This window comes from Cohnella hongkongensis (genome assembly GCF_042654645.1).
Taxonomy (GTDB): Bacteria; Bacillota; Bacilli; order Paenibacillales; family Paenibacillaceae; genus Cohnella; species Cohnella hongkongensis.
In genome coordinates, this window is sequence record NZ_JBHSEP010000001.1 from 610910 (window position 1) to 626384 (window position 15475).

17 protein-coding genes are annotated in these 15475 nt (G+C 60.0%); 4 read left to right on the plus strand and 13 right to left on the minus strand.

Features of this window, described 5'->3' with window-relative positions; translation table 11 throughout:
• Positions 1–114: 114 nt before the first annotated feature.
• From ACFO3S_RS02765 to ACFO3S_RS02780, 4 genes are read right to left on the minus strand one after another with little or no spacing between them, the layout of a single operon-like run.
• Positions 115–804 carry a PspA/IM30 family protein gene (locus ACFO3S_RS02765; RefSeq protein WP_378091966.1) on the minus strand — a complete coding sequence of 230 codons (690 nt, stop codon included), beginning with the start codon at positions 802–804 and terminating at the stop codon, positions 115–117.
• Between the two features lie 4 nt (positions 805–808).
• Positions 809–1318, minus strand: coding sequence for a PspC domain-containing protein (locus tag ACFO3S_RS02770; RefSeq protein ID WP_378091968.1), 510 nt, complete (start codon positions 1316–1318; stop codon positions 809–811).
• 6 nt (positions 1319–1324) lie between these two features.
• Positions 1325–1990 carry a PspA/IM30 family protein gene (locus ACFO3S_RS02775; protein WP_378091970.1) on the minus strand — a complete coding sequence of 222 codons (666 nt, stop codon included), beginning with the start codon at positions 1988–1990 and terminating at the stop codon, positions 1325–1327.
• A gap of 52 nt (positions 1991–2042) precedes the next feature.
• The gene (locus ACFO3S_RS02780; protein WP_378091972.1) at positions 2043–2342 is read right to left on the minus strand and encodes a LiaF transmembrane domain-containing protein; all 300 of its coding nucleotides are present in this window, start codon (positions 2340–2342) and stop codon (positions 2043–2045) included.
• 236 nt (positions 2343–2578) lie between these two features.
• Here ACFO3S_RS02780 and ACFO3S_RS02785 point away from each other — a divergent pair, with 236 nt between their 5' ends.
• Both ACFO3S_RS02785 and ACFO3S_RS02790 read left to right on the plus strand, forming a co-directional pair.
• Entirely contained in the window at positions 2579–3220 is a 642-nt protein-coding gene (locus ACFO3S_RS02785) for a C40 family peptidase (protein WP_378091974.1), read from the plus strand.
• A gap of 842 nt (positions 3221–4062) precedes the next feature.
• Positions 4063–4278: a hypothetical protein gene (locus ACFO3S_RS02790; protein ID WP_378091976.1), complete on the plus strand. Its 216-nt coding sequence runs from the start codon at positions 4063–4065 to the stop codon at positions 4276–4278.
• Positions 4279–4496: 218 nt separating this feature from the next.
• Here the strand turns inward: ACFO3S_RS02790 and ACFO3S_RS02795 are convergent, their stop codons facing one another.
• The 7 genes from ACFO3S_RS02795 to ACFO3S_RS02825 all read right to left on the minus strand — a co-directional run bounded on the left by ACFO3S_RS02795 (position 4497) and on the right by ACFO3S_RS02825 (position 10773).
• Positions 4497–4964, minus strand: coding sequence for an MEKHLA domain-containing protein (locus ACFO3S_RS02795; RefSeq protein ID WP_378091978.1), 468 nt, complete (start codon positions 4962–4964; stop codon positions 4497–4499).
• A gap of 349 nt (positions 4965–5313) precedes the next feature.
• Positions 5314–6363, minus strand: coding sequence for a metallophosphoesterase family protein (locus tag ACFO3S_RS02800; protein WP_378091980.1), 1050 nt, complete (start codon positions 6361–6363; stop codon positions 5314–5316).
• Positions 6364–6409: 46 nt separating this feature from the next.
• Positions 6410–6733 carry a DMT family transporter gene (locus ACFO3S_RS02805; RefSeq protein ID WP_378091982.1) on the minus strand — a complete coding sequence of 108 codons (324 nt, stop codon included), beginning with the start codon at positions 6731–6733 and terminating at the stop codon, positions 6410–6412.
• Positions 6734–6747: 14 nt separating this feature from the next.
• Positions 6748–7527: an HAD family hydrolase gene (locus ACFO3S_RS02810; RefSeq protein ID WP_378091984.1), complete on the minus strand. Its 780-nt coding sequence runs from the start codon at positions 7525–7527 to the stop codon at positions 6748–6750.
• 10 nt (positions 7528–7537) lie between these two features.
• Positions 7538–8911 carry an ABC transporter substrate-binding protein gene (locus ACFO3S_RS02815; protein WP_378091986.1) on the minus strand — a complete coding sequence of 458 codons (1374 nt, stop codon included), beginning with the start codon at positions 8909–8911 and terminating at the stop codon, positions 7538–7540.
• 74 nt (positions 8912–8985) lie between these two features.
• Entirely contained in the window at positions 8986–9828 is an 843-nt protein-coding gene (locus tag ACFO3S_RS02820; RefSeq protein WP_378091988.1) for a carbohydrate ABC transporter permease, read from the minus strand.
• Between the two features lie 63 nt (positions 9829–9891).
• Positions 9892–10773, minus strand: coding sequence for a carbohydrate ABC transporter permease (locus ACFO3S_RS02825; protein WP_378091990.1), 882 nt, complete (start codon positions 10771–10773; stop codon positions 9892–9894).
• Between the two features lie 204 nt (positions 10774–10977).
• On the opposite strand from ACFO3S_RS02825, the gene ACFO3S_RS02830 reads away from it, so the two are divergent.
• The gene (locus tag ACFO3S_RS02830; RefSeq protein ID WP_378091992.1) at positions 10978–11553 is read left to right on the plus strand and encodes a GbsR/MarR family transcriptional regulator; all 576 of its coding nucleotides are present in this window, start codon (positions 10978–10980) and stop codon (positions 11551–11553) included.
• 142 nt (positions 11554–11695) lie between these two features.
• Complete coding sequence (locus tag ACFO3S_RS02835) at positions 11696–12562, plus strand: AraC family transcriptional regulator (protein WP_378091994.1); 867 nt, start codon at positions 11696–11698, stop codon at positions 12560–12562.
• A 14-nt stretch (positions 12563–12576) separates the two neighbouring features.
• On the opposite strand, the gene cntE is transcribed toward ACFO3S_RS02835, so the two are convergent.
• Both cntE and ACFO3S_RS02845 read right to left on the minus strand, forming a co-directional pair.
• Positions 12577–13788, minus strand: a complete 1212-nt coding sequence (cntE, locus tag ACFO3S_RS02840) for a staphylopine family metallophore export MFS transporter CntE (RefSeq protein WP_378091996.1) — start codon at positions 13786–13788, stop codon at positions 12577–12579.
• 71 nt (positions 13789–13859) lie between these two features.
• Positions 13860–15470: an ABC transporter ATP-binding protein gene (locus ACFO3S_RS02845; protein ID WP_378091998.1), complete on the minus strand. Its 1611-nt coding sequence runs from the start codon at positions 15468–15470 to the stop codon at positions 13860–13862.
• Between the last annotated feature and the right edge of the window lie 5 nt (positions 15471–15475).

Genomic DNA, 15475 nt, shown 5'->3' on the forward strand with positions numbered 1-15475 from the left:
TCCCAGTCGCAGGGAAAGCCATAACGGCGCTAGGTCCGTTATGGCTTGCCTTATGGCCAGACATCACTATCCGACATCATAGCATATCTTACGCCAAGCGAGAATGCTTGCGGCTTACTCTTTGTCCAGATTCGGCTGCGGTTGAACGCGGCTTCTGAGCGCTTCCAGCTCCTGCTCGACGCGGAACTCCTTCTCCGGATCGATGCGGCTCGGCGTTACGCCGTAAGAAACGCCGGGCAATCTGGCCACTTCGGCCTCCGCTTCCATCTGCAGAATTTTTTCCTCCATCCGGTGGAAGCCGCGGGAAGCCGCCCCGCTCTCGATCGTGTGCAGAGAACTGACTTGGGCCATTTGCTTGCGGGCTTTCGCCATTTGGGAACGGGCGACGAGCTCGTTGCGCTTGTTGCGGAGCTTGTAGTATTCTTCCTTCATCTCGTGAAGCTGGGCCGTCAGTTCGGACACCTGTGCGCTGGCTTGCCCGTGAAGCTCGGCCAGGCTGGAAGCCTGCTGGCTGTACTGCACTTTCTCCTCGAGCAGCTTGCGGGCAAGCGTCTCGTTGCCGGAGCGCAGAGCGTGCTCCGCTTGACCTTCGCGATCGACGCCCAGTCTGACCAGTTCCTCCAGGCGCTGCTTCATCCGGCGCTCGGATGCCATTTGCTTGGCTACCGTAACTTCGGCGTCGTGAATCTCGATTTCCATATCGCGCAAATATTGATTCAGCATCACGATCGGATCCTCAAGCTTGTCAAGCCAATCATGTACGGACGCCTTCGTCAGATCTTTAATTCTTTGAAATACTCCCATTGTGTTATTCTCCTTTCGATTGCTTCTCGAATTTTGATATTCTGGCTTTCAGTTCTTCAATCTCTTTTTGCAAAGATTTCTTCTCGATATCTTCCATCATCGCGTCCAGCCCATGGGACGAGCGGCCGGAGTTCGGCGGAGCCGACTCGGCAGGTCCCGGGCGGGAAGCGGTCGAAGAGGAATAGCCGGCGTAGCCGGAAGCGTTCGGGTTCCAGCTCGAGCCGTGGCCTGGGCCGTGATGAGGGCCTGGGCCGTTGGAATAGCCGTAATAGGACGAGTCATGTCCACGGTATCCCGGATCGTAAGGACCCGGACCGAAGCCGCCGTGGTAGGGCTCTCTCGGAATTACGAATCCTGCGATGATGTAGACGAGGACAACGGAACCCGCGGAGAATACGGCGACGACGATTAGCAGAATACGCAGCAGCGTCGCATCGACGCCCAGGAAGTCCGCCAATCCTCCGCACACCCCGAATAGCTTGCGGTCCCGGGTGGAACGGTAAAGTTTGCGCATTTCCGTTTAACCTCCTTGTTGCAGTTTGCGTTTCAGTTCCTCGAGCTCTCTCTCGATCGTATTTTTCACGACCTCTCCCGCGTGCAGCAGCGTTTCCTGGCCCATCCGGCGCAGGTCGCGAAGGCTTCGGGTCTCGAGCTCGATGTCGGTCAGGCGGTCGTCGATTTTGCGGAACATCTGCGACGTATCCGCGCTGCCCGGAGAGAACCTGTCGTTAAGCCTTTGCTGAAGCCGAAGCGACTCCATTCTCGCAACGTAAAACTGACGGCGATCGTACACCGCGCGGTACTCGCTGCGCAGCTCCTGGAGCAGCAGCTCCAGATCGTTCAGCTCGCTCCGGCTTTGCTCGTAGAGCTGGCGGTAACGCTGAGCGCTTTCCTCATGGATGACTTTATCTTGAAGGGCCAGCTTCGCCACGTTCTCCTCGCCCGCCTTCAAGGCGGTTACCGCTTGCTCCTCGCGCTTGGCCGCCCACTGCTCGGCGTCTTTCCATTGGCGGTATAAACTGTCCGTATGCGCGGCATACTGACGCTGCAGCCCTTCGCTTTGGGTAATTTCCTGATGCGTCGACCATAGAAACTGATCGATGACGCGGACCGGATCTTCCGATTTTTCCAGCCGATCGTTTAACGTTGCCATCGTAATGTCGCGCACCCTTTTGATGACGGTCATTCCTTTTTCCCTCCTCATTCCTGATTGCGGCAGCTATTCGATATAAATAAGGTTAGAATCTCGTTGCGCGATTGTTGCGTCCCAGCATCGATACTCCGAATACAATCAGCCCGATCGCCGCAATCCATACGAACAGAAAGCTCATCTTGCCTAACAGGACGAAGCCTCCGACGACTGCGATAACGCCTCCCAGCAGCTTGTTCCCGTTGTTCCATACGGCGACGCCCAGCAGGATCAACAGAATCGGAACCAGAATTCCGAACAGCCATCCCAATCCGAAGCCCAGTTTGCCGAGGATGATCAATCCTCCCAATGCGATCAACAGGAGCGCCAATCCATTTCCTCTTTTCAAATCGCTTCACCTCTTTTCTGCAGCTCGTTTACCTCATGACCTTATTGTAAACCTCTCGGCAGTTAGGCATAACGGACCCGCGTACGTTTTTGATCCTAGACTGTGGTCGAGGGCGGCAACGGTCTTGCGGTCATGCCCGATCGGCCTATGGTGCCGCCAATGGCAACAATTGTGGGTTTCCTTCCCCGATCTTCCTATGGTAGCGTTTTAATATCAGCTTATAGGGGGATCACAGCATGAAAAAGCAAGTCGCCGCCCTGTGCGCGGCAGCGCTGCTGGCCGGAGGCGGAATCGGCGCCGTTCCGCACCAGGCTTCAGCAGCATCTCAAAGCGAATTCGCGGGGAGCGGCTCTTCGCCGACAAGCCTGTCCGTTCGATCTAATGAAGTTGTCGGCGCCAGCAGTGCGAGGAACAACGGGAGCTCGAACGCAGAGTTGATCGAGAAGGTGATCGAGGAAGGCATGACCTATATCGGAACGCCGTACTTGTTCGGTTCGAACCGCAGCACGACGGAGACGTTCGACTGCTCCGACTTCGTTCGCTGGATCTACAAGGAGCAGACGGATCTCGTGCTTCCTCCCGACTCCCGCCAGCAGGGAGCGTTCGTGAAACGGCTCGGCACCGACACCTCCGACTGGCGCAGTCTGAAGCGCGGCGACCTGATGTTCTTCATGGACTACAAAGGGTCGACGGCAGCCGCTTATCGAGGCGTCGACCGGACGTCCGAACGGATCACTCACGTCGCTCTCTACTTAGGCAACGGAAAAATACTGCATACTTACTCCAACGCCAGCGGCGGCGTGCACGTCGAATCGTTCGCAGGCTCGCAATGGGAGCACCGCTTCCTGTTCGGGGGCAGCGTGCTGACGGAACAATAACGGAACCGCAACGAGCTGTCCCACGATTCCTCTTCGGATGATCAGGGACAGCTCGCTGCGGTTCCGGCGCGGTCGGCGGGGCTGGTGGGGCTGGAGGGGCTGGTGGGGCTGGAGCAATGTTGTCAGGTTAAGCAAACGGTCAACAAGCGGCCTTGCAGGAATCGTCCCAGTTGCCGGCGGAGCCCCGACAGTCATCGCGAACAAAGGCCAACTCGTGCCAATCCACGCCAACCTATGCCAGCTCGCGCCAACCACCACGTCAACCCACGCCAGTCCAGACCAACCTACGCACTCCGCTAACCCCCGCCAGTCCAGGCCAACCTACGCACTCCGCTAACCCCCGCCAGTCCAGGCCAACACACGCCAACCCCGCGAGCCCCCGCCAGCCCACTAACGTAACGGTTGCCAGCGCCGCTAATTGTGCCATTTTCGCAGTACGGAGGTTGTAACGGTTGCGGCAGCGGCTATTTCAGCCGAAAACGCCCGTTTCGCTCGATAACCCCAAAATAAGCGCGGTGGCAACCGTTAGCTTTTCCTTTTTCGGGAAAACGATCGATTAAGCGCCACTGCAACCGTTAGACGTTGCCGGCCGGTTGCGCGCCTTCGATCGCATACGATCGGTCGCATCCCATCGACCGTATGCCGTCGATCGCATACGACAACGGCTTAACCTGACAACATTGACGGGAGGGGAGGGGACAATGTTGTCAGGTTAGTAGAAATTGGTATAGTAGAGGTAAACGATAGAAACGGACGAACTGGTCAGGGCGTATTAAGAGGACGGCGATTTCAAAATCTACCTCGGATTTCGGCTGCTGGCCATGGACGGAAGTGTCATCGAGTTGCCGAACACCAAAGAAACACAGAAGGAATACGGGTACACGACGACATACAAAGTCGGGTTTCGGATTGCCAGGGCGCTTTCTTCCCGTCTGTACGACGTGGAAAACAAACTGGCGATCAGCACCTGCCTGAGCCGCTATGATGATAATGAACGCGATCTGGCTAAACAGGAATATCGAGCACATGCTCCAATTGGGGACCGGACCGGTGCGTAATTTGATCCTGTTCGATCGCGGCTATCCGTCCGCGGACTTTATGCTGTATTTACAAGAAAAGGGCATCTCTTACCTGATGCGGGCCCAAGGATCGTTTTACAAAGAAATTATAAACACGACGAAATAACCCCGTATGGTCGCCCGCCTCGCGCTTGCGATCCGGCTCCGGCTGCAAATGCGGTCTCATCACCGTTAGCCCCACTCCGAGTGCGCCCTTCTCACTGATAGGCCCACTTCGAGAAGACGGCCGCCTGTCCCCTGTCGTTTCCCTGCTCGTCCACGACGCTCCATAGCAGCACGTTGCGGATTTCGAACCTTCTGCCGCTGCTGGAGACGCGAACGCCGTAGTAACCGTCCGAATACCCCTTCTCTCTGGCGTCCGCCAACAGCTTTTCCCGTGCGGAGCGCTCCTCTGCCTCTGCGGTCAGGCGCGAAGGCGTCCGCGTGAACTGCTCCCAGGTCATCTCCCACAGCTTCAGCGCCGCCTCGTTGCCGTAGTTCAGCACCGGGTCGGCCTCCGTCCCGTGAGAAAGCAGGACGAACGGCGCCTGGAACAGAGCGGCGGCCGTCTCTTCTCTCGCCGGGACAGGCGCCAGCAAATGTCGACCCGTCGCCCGGCGGAAGCTATCCAGCAGCAGCCGACTGTGTGCTTTGATATCGGGACTGGAATAAAACGGCATGTTCATATCGACTCACTCCACTCTGTTTCACGGTGCGACGGGCTCTGTCCCGTCGCCTTTCCTCTATTATAGCAGCTTTCTTCCCGGAATCTTCTGTGCCGGCTGAGGCTGGATAGAGACGGAGCGGTTAACACCGGAGCGAGGCACGGGAGCGAGGCACCGATCGAAGCGCAGAGAGAGAAGCCCGCTCCCCCGGCCAACCTTTCCTCGCCGACACGACAACAGCATGCCGACCGCGACAATAGCGCGGCGACATGCTGTTCGATCCGGGTCCCCTATGCAATGACGTCGAGACCCGGCGGCGAGCGCCGAGCGGAAGCGCTCTCCCGGGAGCGTTCCGACGCCGTCCGACTCTTCACTCTCCGGAGGCGAGGAGAACCTCGAACTGCGCGGCCTCGATCCAGGCGCCCCGTTCGAAGTCCCGGCCTCTCACCCGCACGCGATCCGGGTATACCTCGACATAATAGCCTTGGCTGCCGTCCTTATGCTCGTCTTCATCCGTCCACAGGTAGCCGACGGACGCCGAGTTGAACATCGGCGGCAGACCGTCTTCTCCGTCGTAGAAGGTGCCTTCCGCTTCCAGCTCCCAATGGGTATGCCCGGTGAACACGATCGCGCGAGGATGGCGGGCCAGCAACCGGCGCAGCTGCTCGTCCTGCTCGACGCCGTACCATCGCTGCGATTCCCGGGAGCCGGCGACCGTATTTTTGAGCGGCTGATGCAGGAAGACGAACGCCGGCCGTCCGGAGGCGGTCTCCTCGACCAGTTGGGCGTCCAGCCATGCCAGCTGCTCCTCCGACAGCGAACAGAACAGCTCCAGCCCTTTCTCCGTCCCTAGAAAAAGAAACAGATATCCCTCTATCCGGTGAGCGTGATATGGCCCCGGCATGCCCGTCGCTTCCAGAAAGCGGCCAAGCTTCGTCTCCCAATCTTCCGGGCCGCTGCCGCGCTCTCCCGGCTCTAGCCGCATCTCGGACAAGCGCTCCCCATACTGCTCCCATAGCCGCTGAAGCTCCTCGCGTTCCCCGGAAGCGGTCGCATCGGAAAACTTCGGGACACCGCCGCCTTCCGCCCGTTCGGCCAGGAAGGCGCTCAGTCTCGCCTCCCAATTCGTTAAGGCCATATCGTGATTCCCCGTCGCGAACCGCGCCCTCGGCAGCCGCTCCCCGTATGAACGCCAGATCCGCGCCAGCTCCTCGTACTCCTCGGGAAAGCCGTGGTCGGTCACGTCGCCGACGTGCATAATGCCGCAGCTGTCCTCCGCATTCTCGGAGATGTCCAGCAGCGCGCGTTCCAGATTGCGATTGTGAACGTGCTGCGGATCGGCCGTCACGTGCGTGTCCGTAATGACCTGGAAGCTCAGAAGCGGACGCGCGGGCCCTCCTTCGATCCTGTCTGCTCTCATCTTCGTCCCCGTACCTCCTCTGCTTGTTTCCGCCGTATTTTCCCCGCTAATGTCCCCGATGGCTGGCGCTCAAGCCGATCACCCCGATGACGATCACCCCGATCCATACGACCGAGGCGGACGACAGCCGTTCCTCGAAAATGAAAAAGCCTGCCAATGCGACCAGGACGATCCCGACTCCCGACCAGATCGCGTAGACGACGCTGACCTCCATATAGCCGAGAGCGAAGTTGAGAGACGTAAAGCTGACGCCGTAGAAGACGAACAACAGCACGGAGGGGACGACTCGGGAAAAACTCTCCGACAGCTTCATGGACACGGTGCCGAACAGCTCCATGATGATCGCCAATCCAAGAAACAGCCACCCCATGCGGTTTTCCTCCTTTATTCCTTCTCCTCAATAGACAGTTCCAGATAGGAAGAGACGACGGCATCCGCCTCCGTAAGCTCGGCAGCGCCGGCAGCTCCCGGTTCGGCGATGCCGACTGCGACGGCCGCTCCCGCCGATCTGGCCATCTTCATATCCCCGTTCGTATCGCCGATCACGGCCGCTTCGCCGCACGACACGTTCAACTCCCGGCAAGCCAGCTCGACCATGTCGGAATACGGCTTGCCCCTCTCCACCCGATCCGCGCCGATGCATGCGGTGAAATAGTGGCGAATGCCTAGCCACTCCAGCTGCCGGGCGGCCGAGGCCGTCTCGTCCGCGGTCACGACAGCGAGAGAAAGCCCCGCGCTGCGGCAGCGCTCCAAGAAATCGAGCGCATGGGGAAGCGCACGAACCGGGCGGGTCTCCTCCAGACTCTCGTCGGCGCTGCGGCGGCATTCGTCGGCCAGCACCTTCGCCTCCGCCCAGGACAGTCCAAGCCGGTAGCCGTGCCAGGCGAGAATAGTCTGAAGATCGCCAACGGTTCCCATGGCGAGCGGACCTCTCCGATCGTAATCGGCGATCCTTCCGTCGACATCCGCCAGCGCTCCCCACCAAGCAAGCGAATCCCTCGGCAGCGTCGGCAGCTCCCGGCTGCGAAGCCCGGCGGAAAACCGGGCGAGCATCTGCTCGCTCCAGTGTCCCCAGGTGTAGATAAAATCGAGCAGCGTTCCGTCCTTATCGAACAGGATCGCCCGTACCGGATAACGGACGCCGTCCACGATCAACCGAGACATCGTCGTCCTCCTACTTCAGCTTGTCCAGCTCGCGCTGGGCTGTCTCCTGCGCTTCCTTAAGCGCTTCGGCGGCCGGAATGTTGCTGATCTGCACCTTGTCCGCCGCAATCTTGAGCGCGTCGTTGATCTTCCCGCCGGTCGGGTCCTGGAAAGGCTCGGAGGCGTGCGCCGCCTGCTTAAGCGGTATCGTGCTCTGAGGATTGCGGCTGCTGAATTCGACGAAGGCCGGATCCTCGAGCGCAGATTGCCGAACCGCGATATAGCCGGTATTCATCGACCAGAAGGCGGTGTTCTCCGGACTCATGAAGAAGCTGAACCATTTGAATGCGGCCTGCTGCTGTTCGGGGCTCGCCTTCGCCGGAATGCCGGCTTGTATCGCGCTGGCGACCGGCTTGCCCGGTCCCATGCCTTCCCAGCCCGGCTGCTCCATCGCCGCAATCTTCGTAAAGTCGAGGTCGCCCTGATCGCCGCTCGATCCGGTGTAGCCGGCGGCATTGCCCTTCATGACGTCGTCGATCGTCTTGTACCAGTACTCCCAGCCTTGACCGCCGTAATGAATGCGCATAATTTGATCTTCATGAATCCACTTGCGGAACTGCTCCCACGTGTCGATCCATTCCGGCGAATCGATCGTCACCGTCTTGCCGTCATCGCTCAGAATGCTGCCGCCTCTGCTCAGCGTCGCATCGATCATATTGTCCGCGCCCCACATCGGCTCCCAGCCGTAGAACGTCGTTTTGCCGCCGGATTTGACGGTCATCTTGGCCGCAGCCTCTCCCAGCGCCTCCCAGGTCGTCAAATCCTCGGCCTTGATTCCGTTTTTCTCCAGCACTTCCTTGCTGTAATACATCACCTGCGTCGTTCCGTACATCGGCAGGAAATACTGCTTCCCGTCCACCTTCCCTTGCTCCAGGAAAGTCGGAATGACGTCGGACGCGTTGAAATCCGGCGAGCTCGCGATCAGATCGTCAAGCGGCGCATAGTAGCCTTTGCGCGCCCATTCGATATTCGAAGACAGCACCGCAGCGGGAACGTCGCCGGACGCGATGGCCGCCTGCAGCTTCTTGCCCGTCTCGGAATAGTCCGCCTGAACGACCGGCTTGACGATGACTTCCTGCTGCGAGGCGTTGAACTTGTCGATCAGCGTCTGCATATTCTCGCCAAGCTTGCCGCCCAATCCGTACCAGAACTCGATCGTTACGGGCGCCTGCGCCGCCGGCGTCTCCGACGGAGCGGCCGGGGATGACGCGCCGGCAGCGGACGGCTGACCTTCCGGGCTGGACGAAGCCCCTTCGTTCCCGCCGTTTCCGGTCGACCCGCAAGCAGACGTCAGCAGCAGCGATCCCAACAGCAAACCGGCAAATCCTTTTTTCGTATTCAGCATGTGTATTCCCTCCGCATTTTTTTGATGAACCGTTGACTCTCAACCCTTTTCAGTTGACCTTCGACAGATGACTTCTACCCTTTGCTTGCGCCTGCGGCCAAGTCGACGCTCCGCATTATCGTTCTCTGCCCGATCAGGAAGAGCGCCAGCAGCGGCGCGATTGTGAACGCGCTGGCGGCCATGATAAGCGGCCACTTCAGCCCGTATGCACCCCCTTCCACGAAGAAGCTTCTCAGTCCGGCGGACACCAGCTGCAGGTCGGGATCCTTGGTGATCAGCATCGGCCAGAAGTAGTTGTTGTACTGCTCGATAAAGGCGATGAGAGCCAGCACGGCGAAGGAAGAGCGCGTCAGCGGGACGATAATCGTCCACAGGATGCGCAGATGCGATGCGCCGTCGATTTTGCCGGCTTCCACCAGCTCGTGGGACACTTGCAGGAACGCTTGCCGAATCAGGAAAATCGAGAACACGCTCACGCTGTTCGACACGATCAGACCGGCGTACGTGTTCAGCAGCTCCAGCTTGCCGAGAATAACGTAGCCGGGCAGATAGACCGCCGTGGCCGGCACCATGTAGCCGACGAGCACAAGCGCCGTCAAGGCTCCCTTCAGACGAAACCTCATATGGGTCAAAGCGTAAGCCATCATCCCGGAATTCAAAATCTGCAGGACGACGATCGTCCCGGCCACGAACACGCTGTTGAACATGTAGCGGGCGAACGGAGCGGCTTGCCAGGCCTCGGCAAAATGACTCCACATCGCATCTTGCGGCCAGAAGGTTGGCGGGAAACGCCAAATCTCGTCGTTCGTTTTTAATGCGCTTGTGGCCATCCAGTAGAACGGGAACGCCATCGCGGCGGCGGCGGCCGCCAACAGCAGATGACGGGCGACGGCGACAAGCCGGTTGCGGGCTCGCATAGTTTCTTCTCCTTTCGCGGCGAAGCGGGCTTGCTTCCCGGCCGCCGATTCCACGATTGCAGATCAGGAATAGTGAACGGTCCGCCTTCCGACGAAGAACGATACGAGGGACAGCAGAACGCAGCATACGATGAGCGCGATCGCCACCGAAGAGGCTTCCCCGATCCGGAAAGCGTCGAAGGCCGATTGATAATAGAGATACAGCAGCGTTCGCGTCGAACCGGCCGGTCCGCCCTGCGTCAGCACGTTAATCTGGTCGTAGGCCTGCATAGCCTGGACGAGCTGAACGATAACGAGAAAAAACGTCGTCGGCGAGATCAGCGGAAGAGTGACGCTGACCAGCTTGCGCAGCCCTCCCGCGCCGTCAAGCTCGGCCGCCTCCAGCAGATCGGACGGAATGCTGCGAAGGGCGACGAGGTAAAAAATCATGCACCAGCCCGCCGACTTCCAGACCGTAACGATCAGAACGCCGACCAGCGCCCAGTTCGGGTCGTGCAGCCAACGAAGGCCGTCCAGGCCGATCGCCCTCAGAACGCTGTTCGCAAGACCGACCTCCGGCTCGTAGATCCAGGACCATACGATGGATACGGCTACGGTAGGCGTCACCCACGGGGAAAACATCAGCATCCGATACAAGACGCCCGCTCTCATCCGGCGATTAAACAGCAGGGCGAGCGACAGGCCGATGACGATGACCGGAACGACGCTGCCGAGACAGAACAGAGCGGTAACCCGCAGCGCCTGGTAGAACGCCGGATTCCCGAACAGATCGCGATAGTTGTCCAAGCCGACGAACTGCTTGTCCGGACTCATGAAATCCCACTCCATAAAGCTCAAATAAATCACATAGCCTAGAGGAATGAACCAGAACAACGTGAGCGGAACCATCGCGGGAAGCGTGAACAGCAGCGCCTTGAGCTCTCCGGCAAGGCGGGAACGTTTCATGTTTACCTCCTTCACAACCGTTCAATAACGATTGAATATTTGGTATAATCGACGTATATGAATGGTGTTTCCTAACATCGTTCAAGAATTATTGTACGTTCATTCGAAAGAAGAAGGGTTATTTCCGCATGAAGCGAGGATGAATTTTATGTAAAATTTCGACTGGCGCCGCGTATCGCGGAGACGAGAAGGAGCGGATATATAATGAAGAAAGCCACTTCGGGGAAAATGAAGGAGCCGACCTGCGTGCGCGAGGAGGTTCGGTTAAAGGTGATTGACGCTATTGCGCAGACGATGGATCTGTACGGGGTGAACTATACGTTCGGACAGCTGTACGGCGTCATGTTTTTCGAGGATCGTCCGATGACGCTGGAGGAAATGCGAACGAGCATGAATATGAGCAAAAGCAATATGAGCTACGCCGTCCGGTCGCTGGTCGAGTCGAAAATGGTAACGAAGCTGGACGAGAAAGTGGAACGGAAGGATCTGTACGCCGCCGAAACGGACTTCTTCAAAGCGTTTCAGGCGTTCTTCGCGACCAGGCTGCAGCGGGAGATCGACGTGATGCGAGAGGCGGTCGAGGCCGCCATACCGAAGCTGGCGGAAAGCATTCTCGAGGAGGAAACGCCAGAGGAGGAGAGACGTCTGGCCCTGAGCGACCTGCATAAGCTGAAGCACTCCGTCAGCTATTACGAATGGCTGCAGCGCTTCGTCGAAAGACTCCGGGACGGAGAGTTCTTCGAAGCCCCTCCGCGGAACGGGACGGGCGGGCCTGGCTGATCCTGGAGCATGTCCGCCCGCATGCTCTCCTTCCTTAAGCTTGGCCGCTTCTCCCCTGCCTTTCTCCGAATTCCCGTTGCTTATGGGGGGATCATATGTTATCAATAGGGCATACGCATCCTATTCGCAAGGGAGAATCGCCATGGCCTCTTCGACGTTTATGCTGGAAGGCAAGCTGTACTGGACGCCCGAATTCCCGATCGCGGCGACGCGAGAGCGGGAACGCTTCTCGCTGCCGATCCACATTCACGATTTCGTGGAAATTCAGTTCGTCGCCGAGGGAAAGGGCTTTCATTATATTGGGAACGAGCGGCTCTACGCGGAGAAGGGAGATTTCTTCATCATTCCGATCGGCACCCGTCACGTCTACCGTCCGGCTTCCGAAGCGCCCAAGGATGAGCTTATCGTCTACAACTGCCTGTTCGACCCTTCGGTGCCGGAGAGGCTGACGCGCGCGTACCCGCTGCCGGCCCCGGCGTTGGAGCTGCTGTCCGGAGGCGAAAAGCCCTATCGCCGGTTCAAGGATGCTGCCAACGAGGGAAAAGCGTGCATGGAGGCGATCTACCGGGAATACCGCGCGCGGCTGCCCGGCTACGAGGCCGTCCTCTACGCTCGGCTTGCCGAACTGCTCGTTCTCCTGCATCGCCTGGAGTCGGCGGCGGCTTCCTCCGCTTCGGCCGGCTCGCGGCTGGCGGCGGCGCTCGAGTACCTCGAGCGCAACTGCGAGCGCCCGATCACGCTGGAAGAAGCCGCCGCCCTGCTTCCGGTGAGCGCCAGCTACATGCAGCGCATGCTCAAGAGGGCTACCGGGCAATCGTTCACCGAGTACATGCAAAACCTGCGAATCCGCAAAAGCTGCGAGCTGCTGCGCCGGACGGCGCTGCCCGTCAAGGAGGTCGCCGCCAGATCGGGCTATCGCGACCTGAAGTTTTTCTATGAGCTGTTCCGCAAAAAGACGGGCCGAACCCCTCGCGAGTACCGGAACAGGGAGGGCGGCGATTGGCGCTAGCATCGGCCGAACCGCTACGGTTTCCCCGCTTCGGATGAACCGCGAACGCCTTTGAAGGAGCTAGCCGGACGGTTCAGCAGCGCCGTCGAGCATGCCGCCAGCGCGGCCAGACCCGCTCCGACCGCATACATTGACCCGTAAGAGAACCGGTCCGCCACCGGTCCCATCGCGAACCCTCCCAGAGAGACGCCGAGATCGGCCGCGGCAATAAACAGCCCGATCCGCACGTTCCGGGAGGCTTCCGGCAGCACGAAGGTCAAATACGAGAACAGCGTCGGGTACAGCAACGCCTGCGCCAGCCCGATCAAGGCTGCCGAGATGTAAAAAACGAAGGCTCCCCCCAGCTGCGAAAGCGCGAGCAGAGACGACCCGAGCCCGGCGCACAGACATATCGCGCTCAGAAAAGCGGCGGGCCATCGGCCGTCTGACGGAATGCGCTTGCTGAGAAAAAAACGGCAGACGACGATGACCGAAGCCTGAAGCATAAAGTAGACGCCGGCATTCCCGCCCTCGATCTGCTTGGCGTACAGGGGAGTGAACGTCGATACCGATCCGAACACGACCGATGCGGTCAGCATAAGCCCGCAGCTTACAAGCAGCGGAAGCCGGCTCCCGCGCCGCTCTTGCGGAACGCGCCTCTCCTCGGCTTCCGCGCCCGGCGGGGGCGCCTGCATTGGCGAGAGATAGCCGAACGCAGCGGCCGCTGCAGCCAGACCGATCAGGACGACCGAGAAGGCGTCCATGCCTCCATGGTCCCATACCGCCACCGCAATTAGCGGACCTATGACGCTCGGCATATACGTGGACAGCGAATAAAGCGATATGCCCTGAGAACGCTGCTTGTCCGGAAGGGCGTCGATAATTCCGATCTGCAGCGCCATCGAAAAAAAGGCGGTACAGACGCCCTGGACGACGCGGGCGGTCAAATAGCCCTCCAATCCCGCAAACGTATACAGGACGAGGGCCGCTCCGTTAACGAACAGCAGGACGCGGAGCACCGCTGCGGGACCGAGTCGGCGAATCCAATGTCCGGCCCACGGACGGAAAACCATGCAGGTCAGCATATAGGCGCCCATAATGAAGCCGATTAGGCCGTTGCTCGCCCCCAGTTCCGCGCTGCGCAGGGGAATGATCACGTTCAGCATCGCATTGGCGCTAAAAAACAACAAAGCGAGCGCATACAAACGCAAGAATGGCGCCGATAAAGCCTTGTCCTTGTCCGTCACCCTGCCTCGTCACCTCCGTCCGTATCCACAAGGAGAATGGCCTTCATCCGCAATTGCCCCTTCCCCTTCTTCTAACCTAAGCCTCTCTCCAGCTCTCCGGCGCATTGCAGCAGCAATCGCGTATAGGGCTGACGGCTCTCGAGATGAAGCGCGTTCGCCGGCTTGACCTCGCAGAAGCTTCCTTCGTTCATGACGGCGATGCTGTGGCAGAAGGAGCGAAGCACCCGAACGTCGTGCGAGATCATGATCACGGCAAAGCCGTATTGGCGATGCAGACGCTGCAGCAGAGCCAAAATCTGCGCCTGGACGCTCATATCCAGCGCAGACACCGCTTCGTCGCAGATCAGCACGTCCGGCTGCAGAACCAGCGCTCTGGCGATCGCGATCCGCTGGCATTGGCCTGTGCTGAGCTGCGGCGGCCTTCTGTCCTGCAGCTCACCGGCGATGCCCGCCTCGTTAAGGTACATTCGGGCCAGCGCCTCCCGTTCCCGCCATCTTCCGATACGCAGGTAGCGAAGCGGCTCTTGAACGAGCTGTACGGCAGTGCGCCGGGGATTCAGGCTGGCTCTGGCATCTTGAAACACCAGCTGGATGCGCCTGCACATCTCCCTCCGCGCGCTGCCTCGCAGTCGGTCAATGTCCGTCCCCCGGTACAGAATGCGCCCGCCGTCCGGCCGCTCCAGCCCGGCGATGCATCTGGCCAGCGTCGACTTGCCGCAGCCGCTCTGGCCCAGAATGCCGACGATTTCCCGGCCATGAAGCGTCAAGTCGAGCTGGCGGAGCACCTGCTTCTGACGGAAGCTCTTCTCCAGCCGCACCACTTCCAGCACTGGCTCGGGAGCCGGCGTTCCGCCCGAGTCCCGGGCCGCAGGAGCGACCAGCTCGCGCGAGGCGAGCAGCTTGCGCGTATACGCCGCTTGCGGCCGGGAAAGCACGGCTCCGGCTTCGCCTTCCTCCTCGATCGCTCCGCGATTCAGCACGAGGATCCGATCGCTGATCGCATTCGCCGCCGCAATGTCGTGGGTGATGAACAGAACGGCAACGTTCAGTTCCTCGCGCACCCTCCTCAGCGCGTCCAGCGCCTCCCTCTGGCTGACCGTGTCGAGCGCGGACGTCGGCTCGTCCGCGATCAACACGGCCGGCTCCAGGCTGAGCGCCAGAGCGAGACACACCCGCTGGCTCATCCCCCCGCTTAATTGGAACGGATAGCGGTCCAGCACGGCGGCCGGATCGGAAAACCGGAGCTGCGAGAGCAGCCGCGCGGCGGTGCCGTCAGCTTCCTTGGCGGAGGAGACGAGCCGATGGAAGCGCAGACTTTCCCGAAAATGCGCCCTAACGGTGAGCAGGGGGTTAAGCGCCTGCTGCGCGTCTTGAAACAGCAGGCCGATCTCCTTGCCGCGAAGCCGGCTCCACGGTACGCTGACTCCCGCCAGATCGACGGGCGCGCCGTCGCCGACCGTCAGTCTCCCGCCGCCTATAGCGGCGGAAGGCGGCAGCATGCCGGTCAACGCTTTGGCGATCGTCGACTTCCCCGAGCCGCTTTCGCCCAGCAGGGAGACGATTTCTCCTTGGCCCAGCGAGAAGGAGAGATCGCCCAGTACCGGAACAAACCGGCCGTTATGAGCGTAGGAAACCTGCAGGCCTTGAACCTGAAGCGCTGCCGGGAGATGAAGCTTCGTCATCCGCC

What these genes read in the sequence shown, in the direction of transcription:
- ACFO3S_RS02800 (WP_378091980.1), bottom strand. Translation starts at nt 6,363, where the DNA reads ATGAGAGCAGACAGGATCGAAGGAGGGCCCGCGCGTCCGCTTCTGAGC.
- ACFO3S_RS02805 (WP_378091982.1), bottom strand. Translation starts at nt 6,733, where the DNA reads ATGGGGTGGCTGTTTCTTGGATTGGCGATCATCATGGAGCTGTTCGGC.
- ACFO3S_RS02845 (WP_378091998.1), bottom strand. Translation starts at nt 15,470, where the DNA reads ATGACGAAGCTTCATCTCCCGGCAGCGCTTCAGGTTCAAGGCCTGCAG.
- ACFO3S_RS02785 (WP_378091974.1), top strand. Translation starts at nt 2,579, where the DNA reads ATGAAAAAGCAAGTCGCCGCCCTGTGCGCGGCAGCGCTGCTGGCCGGA.
- ACFO3S_RS02810 (WP_378091984.1), bottom strand. Translation starts at nt 7,527, where the DNA reads ATGTCTCGGTTGATCGTGGACGGCGTCCGTTATCCGGTACGGGCGATC.
- ACFO3S_RS02765 (WP_378091966.1), bottom strand. Translation starts at nt 804, where the DNA reads ATGGGAGTATTTCAAAGAATTAAAGATCTGACGAAGGCGTCCGTACAT.
- ACFO3S_RS02815 (WP_378091986.1), bottom strand. Translation starts at nt 8,911, where the DNA reads ATGCTGAATACGAAAAAAGGATTTGCCGGTTTGCTGTTGGGATCGCTG.
- ACFO3S_RS02775 (WP_378091970.1), bottom strand. Translation starts at nt 1,990, where the DNA reads ATGACCGTCATCAAAAGGGTGCGCGACATTACGATGGCAACGTTAAAC.
- ACFO3S_RS02825 (WP_378091990.1), bottom strand. Translation starts at nt 10,773, where the DNA reads ATGAAACGTTCCCGCCTTGCCGGAGAGCTCAAGGCGCTGCTGTTCACG.
- ACFO3S_RS02795 (WP_378091978.1), bottom strand. Translation starts at nt 4,964, where the DNA reads ATGAACATGCCGTTTTATTCCAGTCCCGATATCAAAGCACACAGTCGG.
- ACFO3S_RS02835 (WP_378091994.1), top strand. Translation starts at nt 11,696, where the DNA reads ATGGCCTCTTCGACGTTTATGCTGGAAGGCAAGCTGTACTGGACGCCC.
- ACFO3S_RS02770 (WP_378091968.1), bottom strand. Translation starts at nt 1,318, where the DNA reads ATGCGCAAACTTTACCGTTCCACCCGGGACCGCAAGCTATTCGGGGTG.
- ACFO3S_RS02830 (WP_378091992.1), top strand. Translation starts at nt 10,978, where the DNA reads ATGAAGAAAGCCACTTCGGGGAAAATGAAGGAGCCGACCTGCGTGCGC.
- ACFO3S_RS02820 (WP_378091988.1), bottom strand. Translation starts at nt 9,828, where the DNA reads ATGCGAGCCCGCAACCGGCTTGTCGCCGTCGCCCGTCATCTGCTGTTG.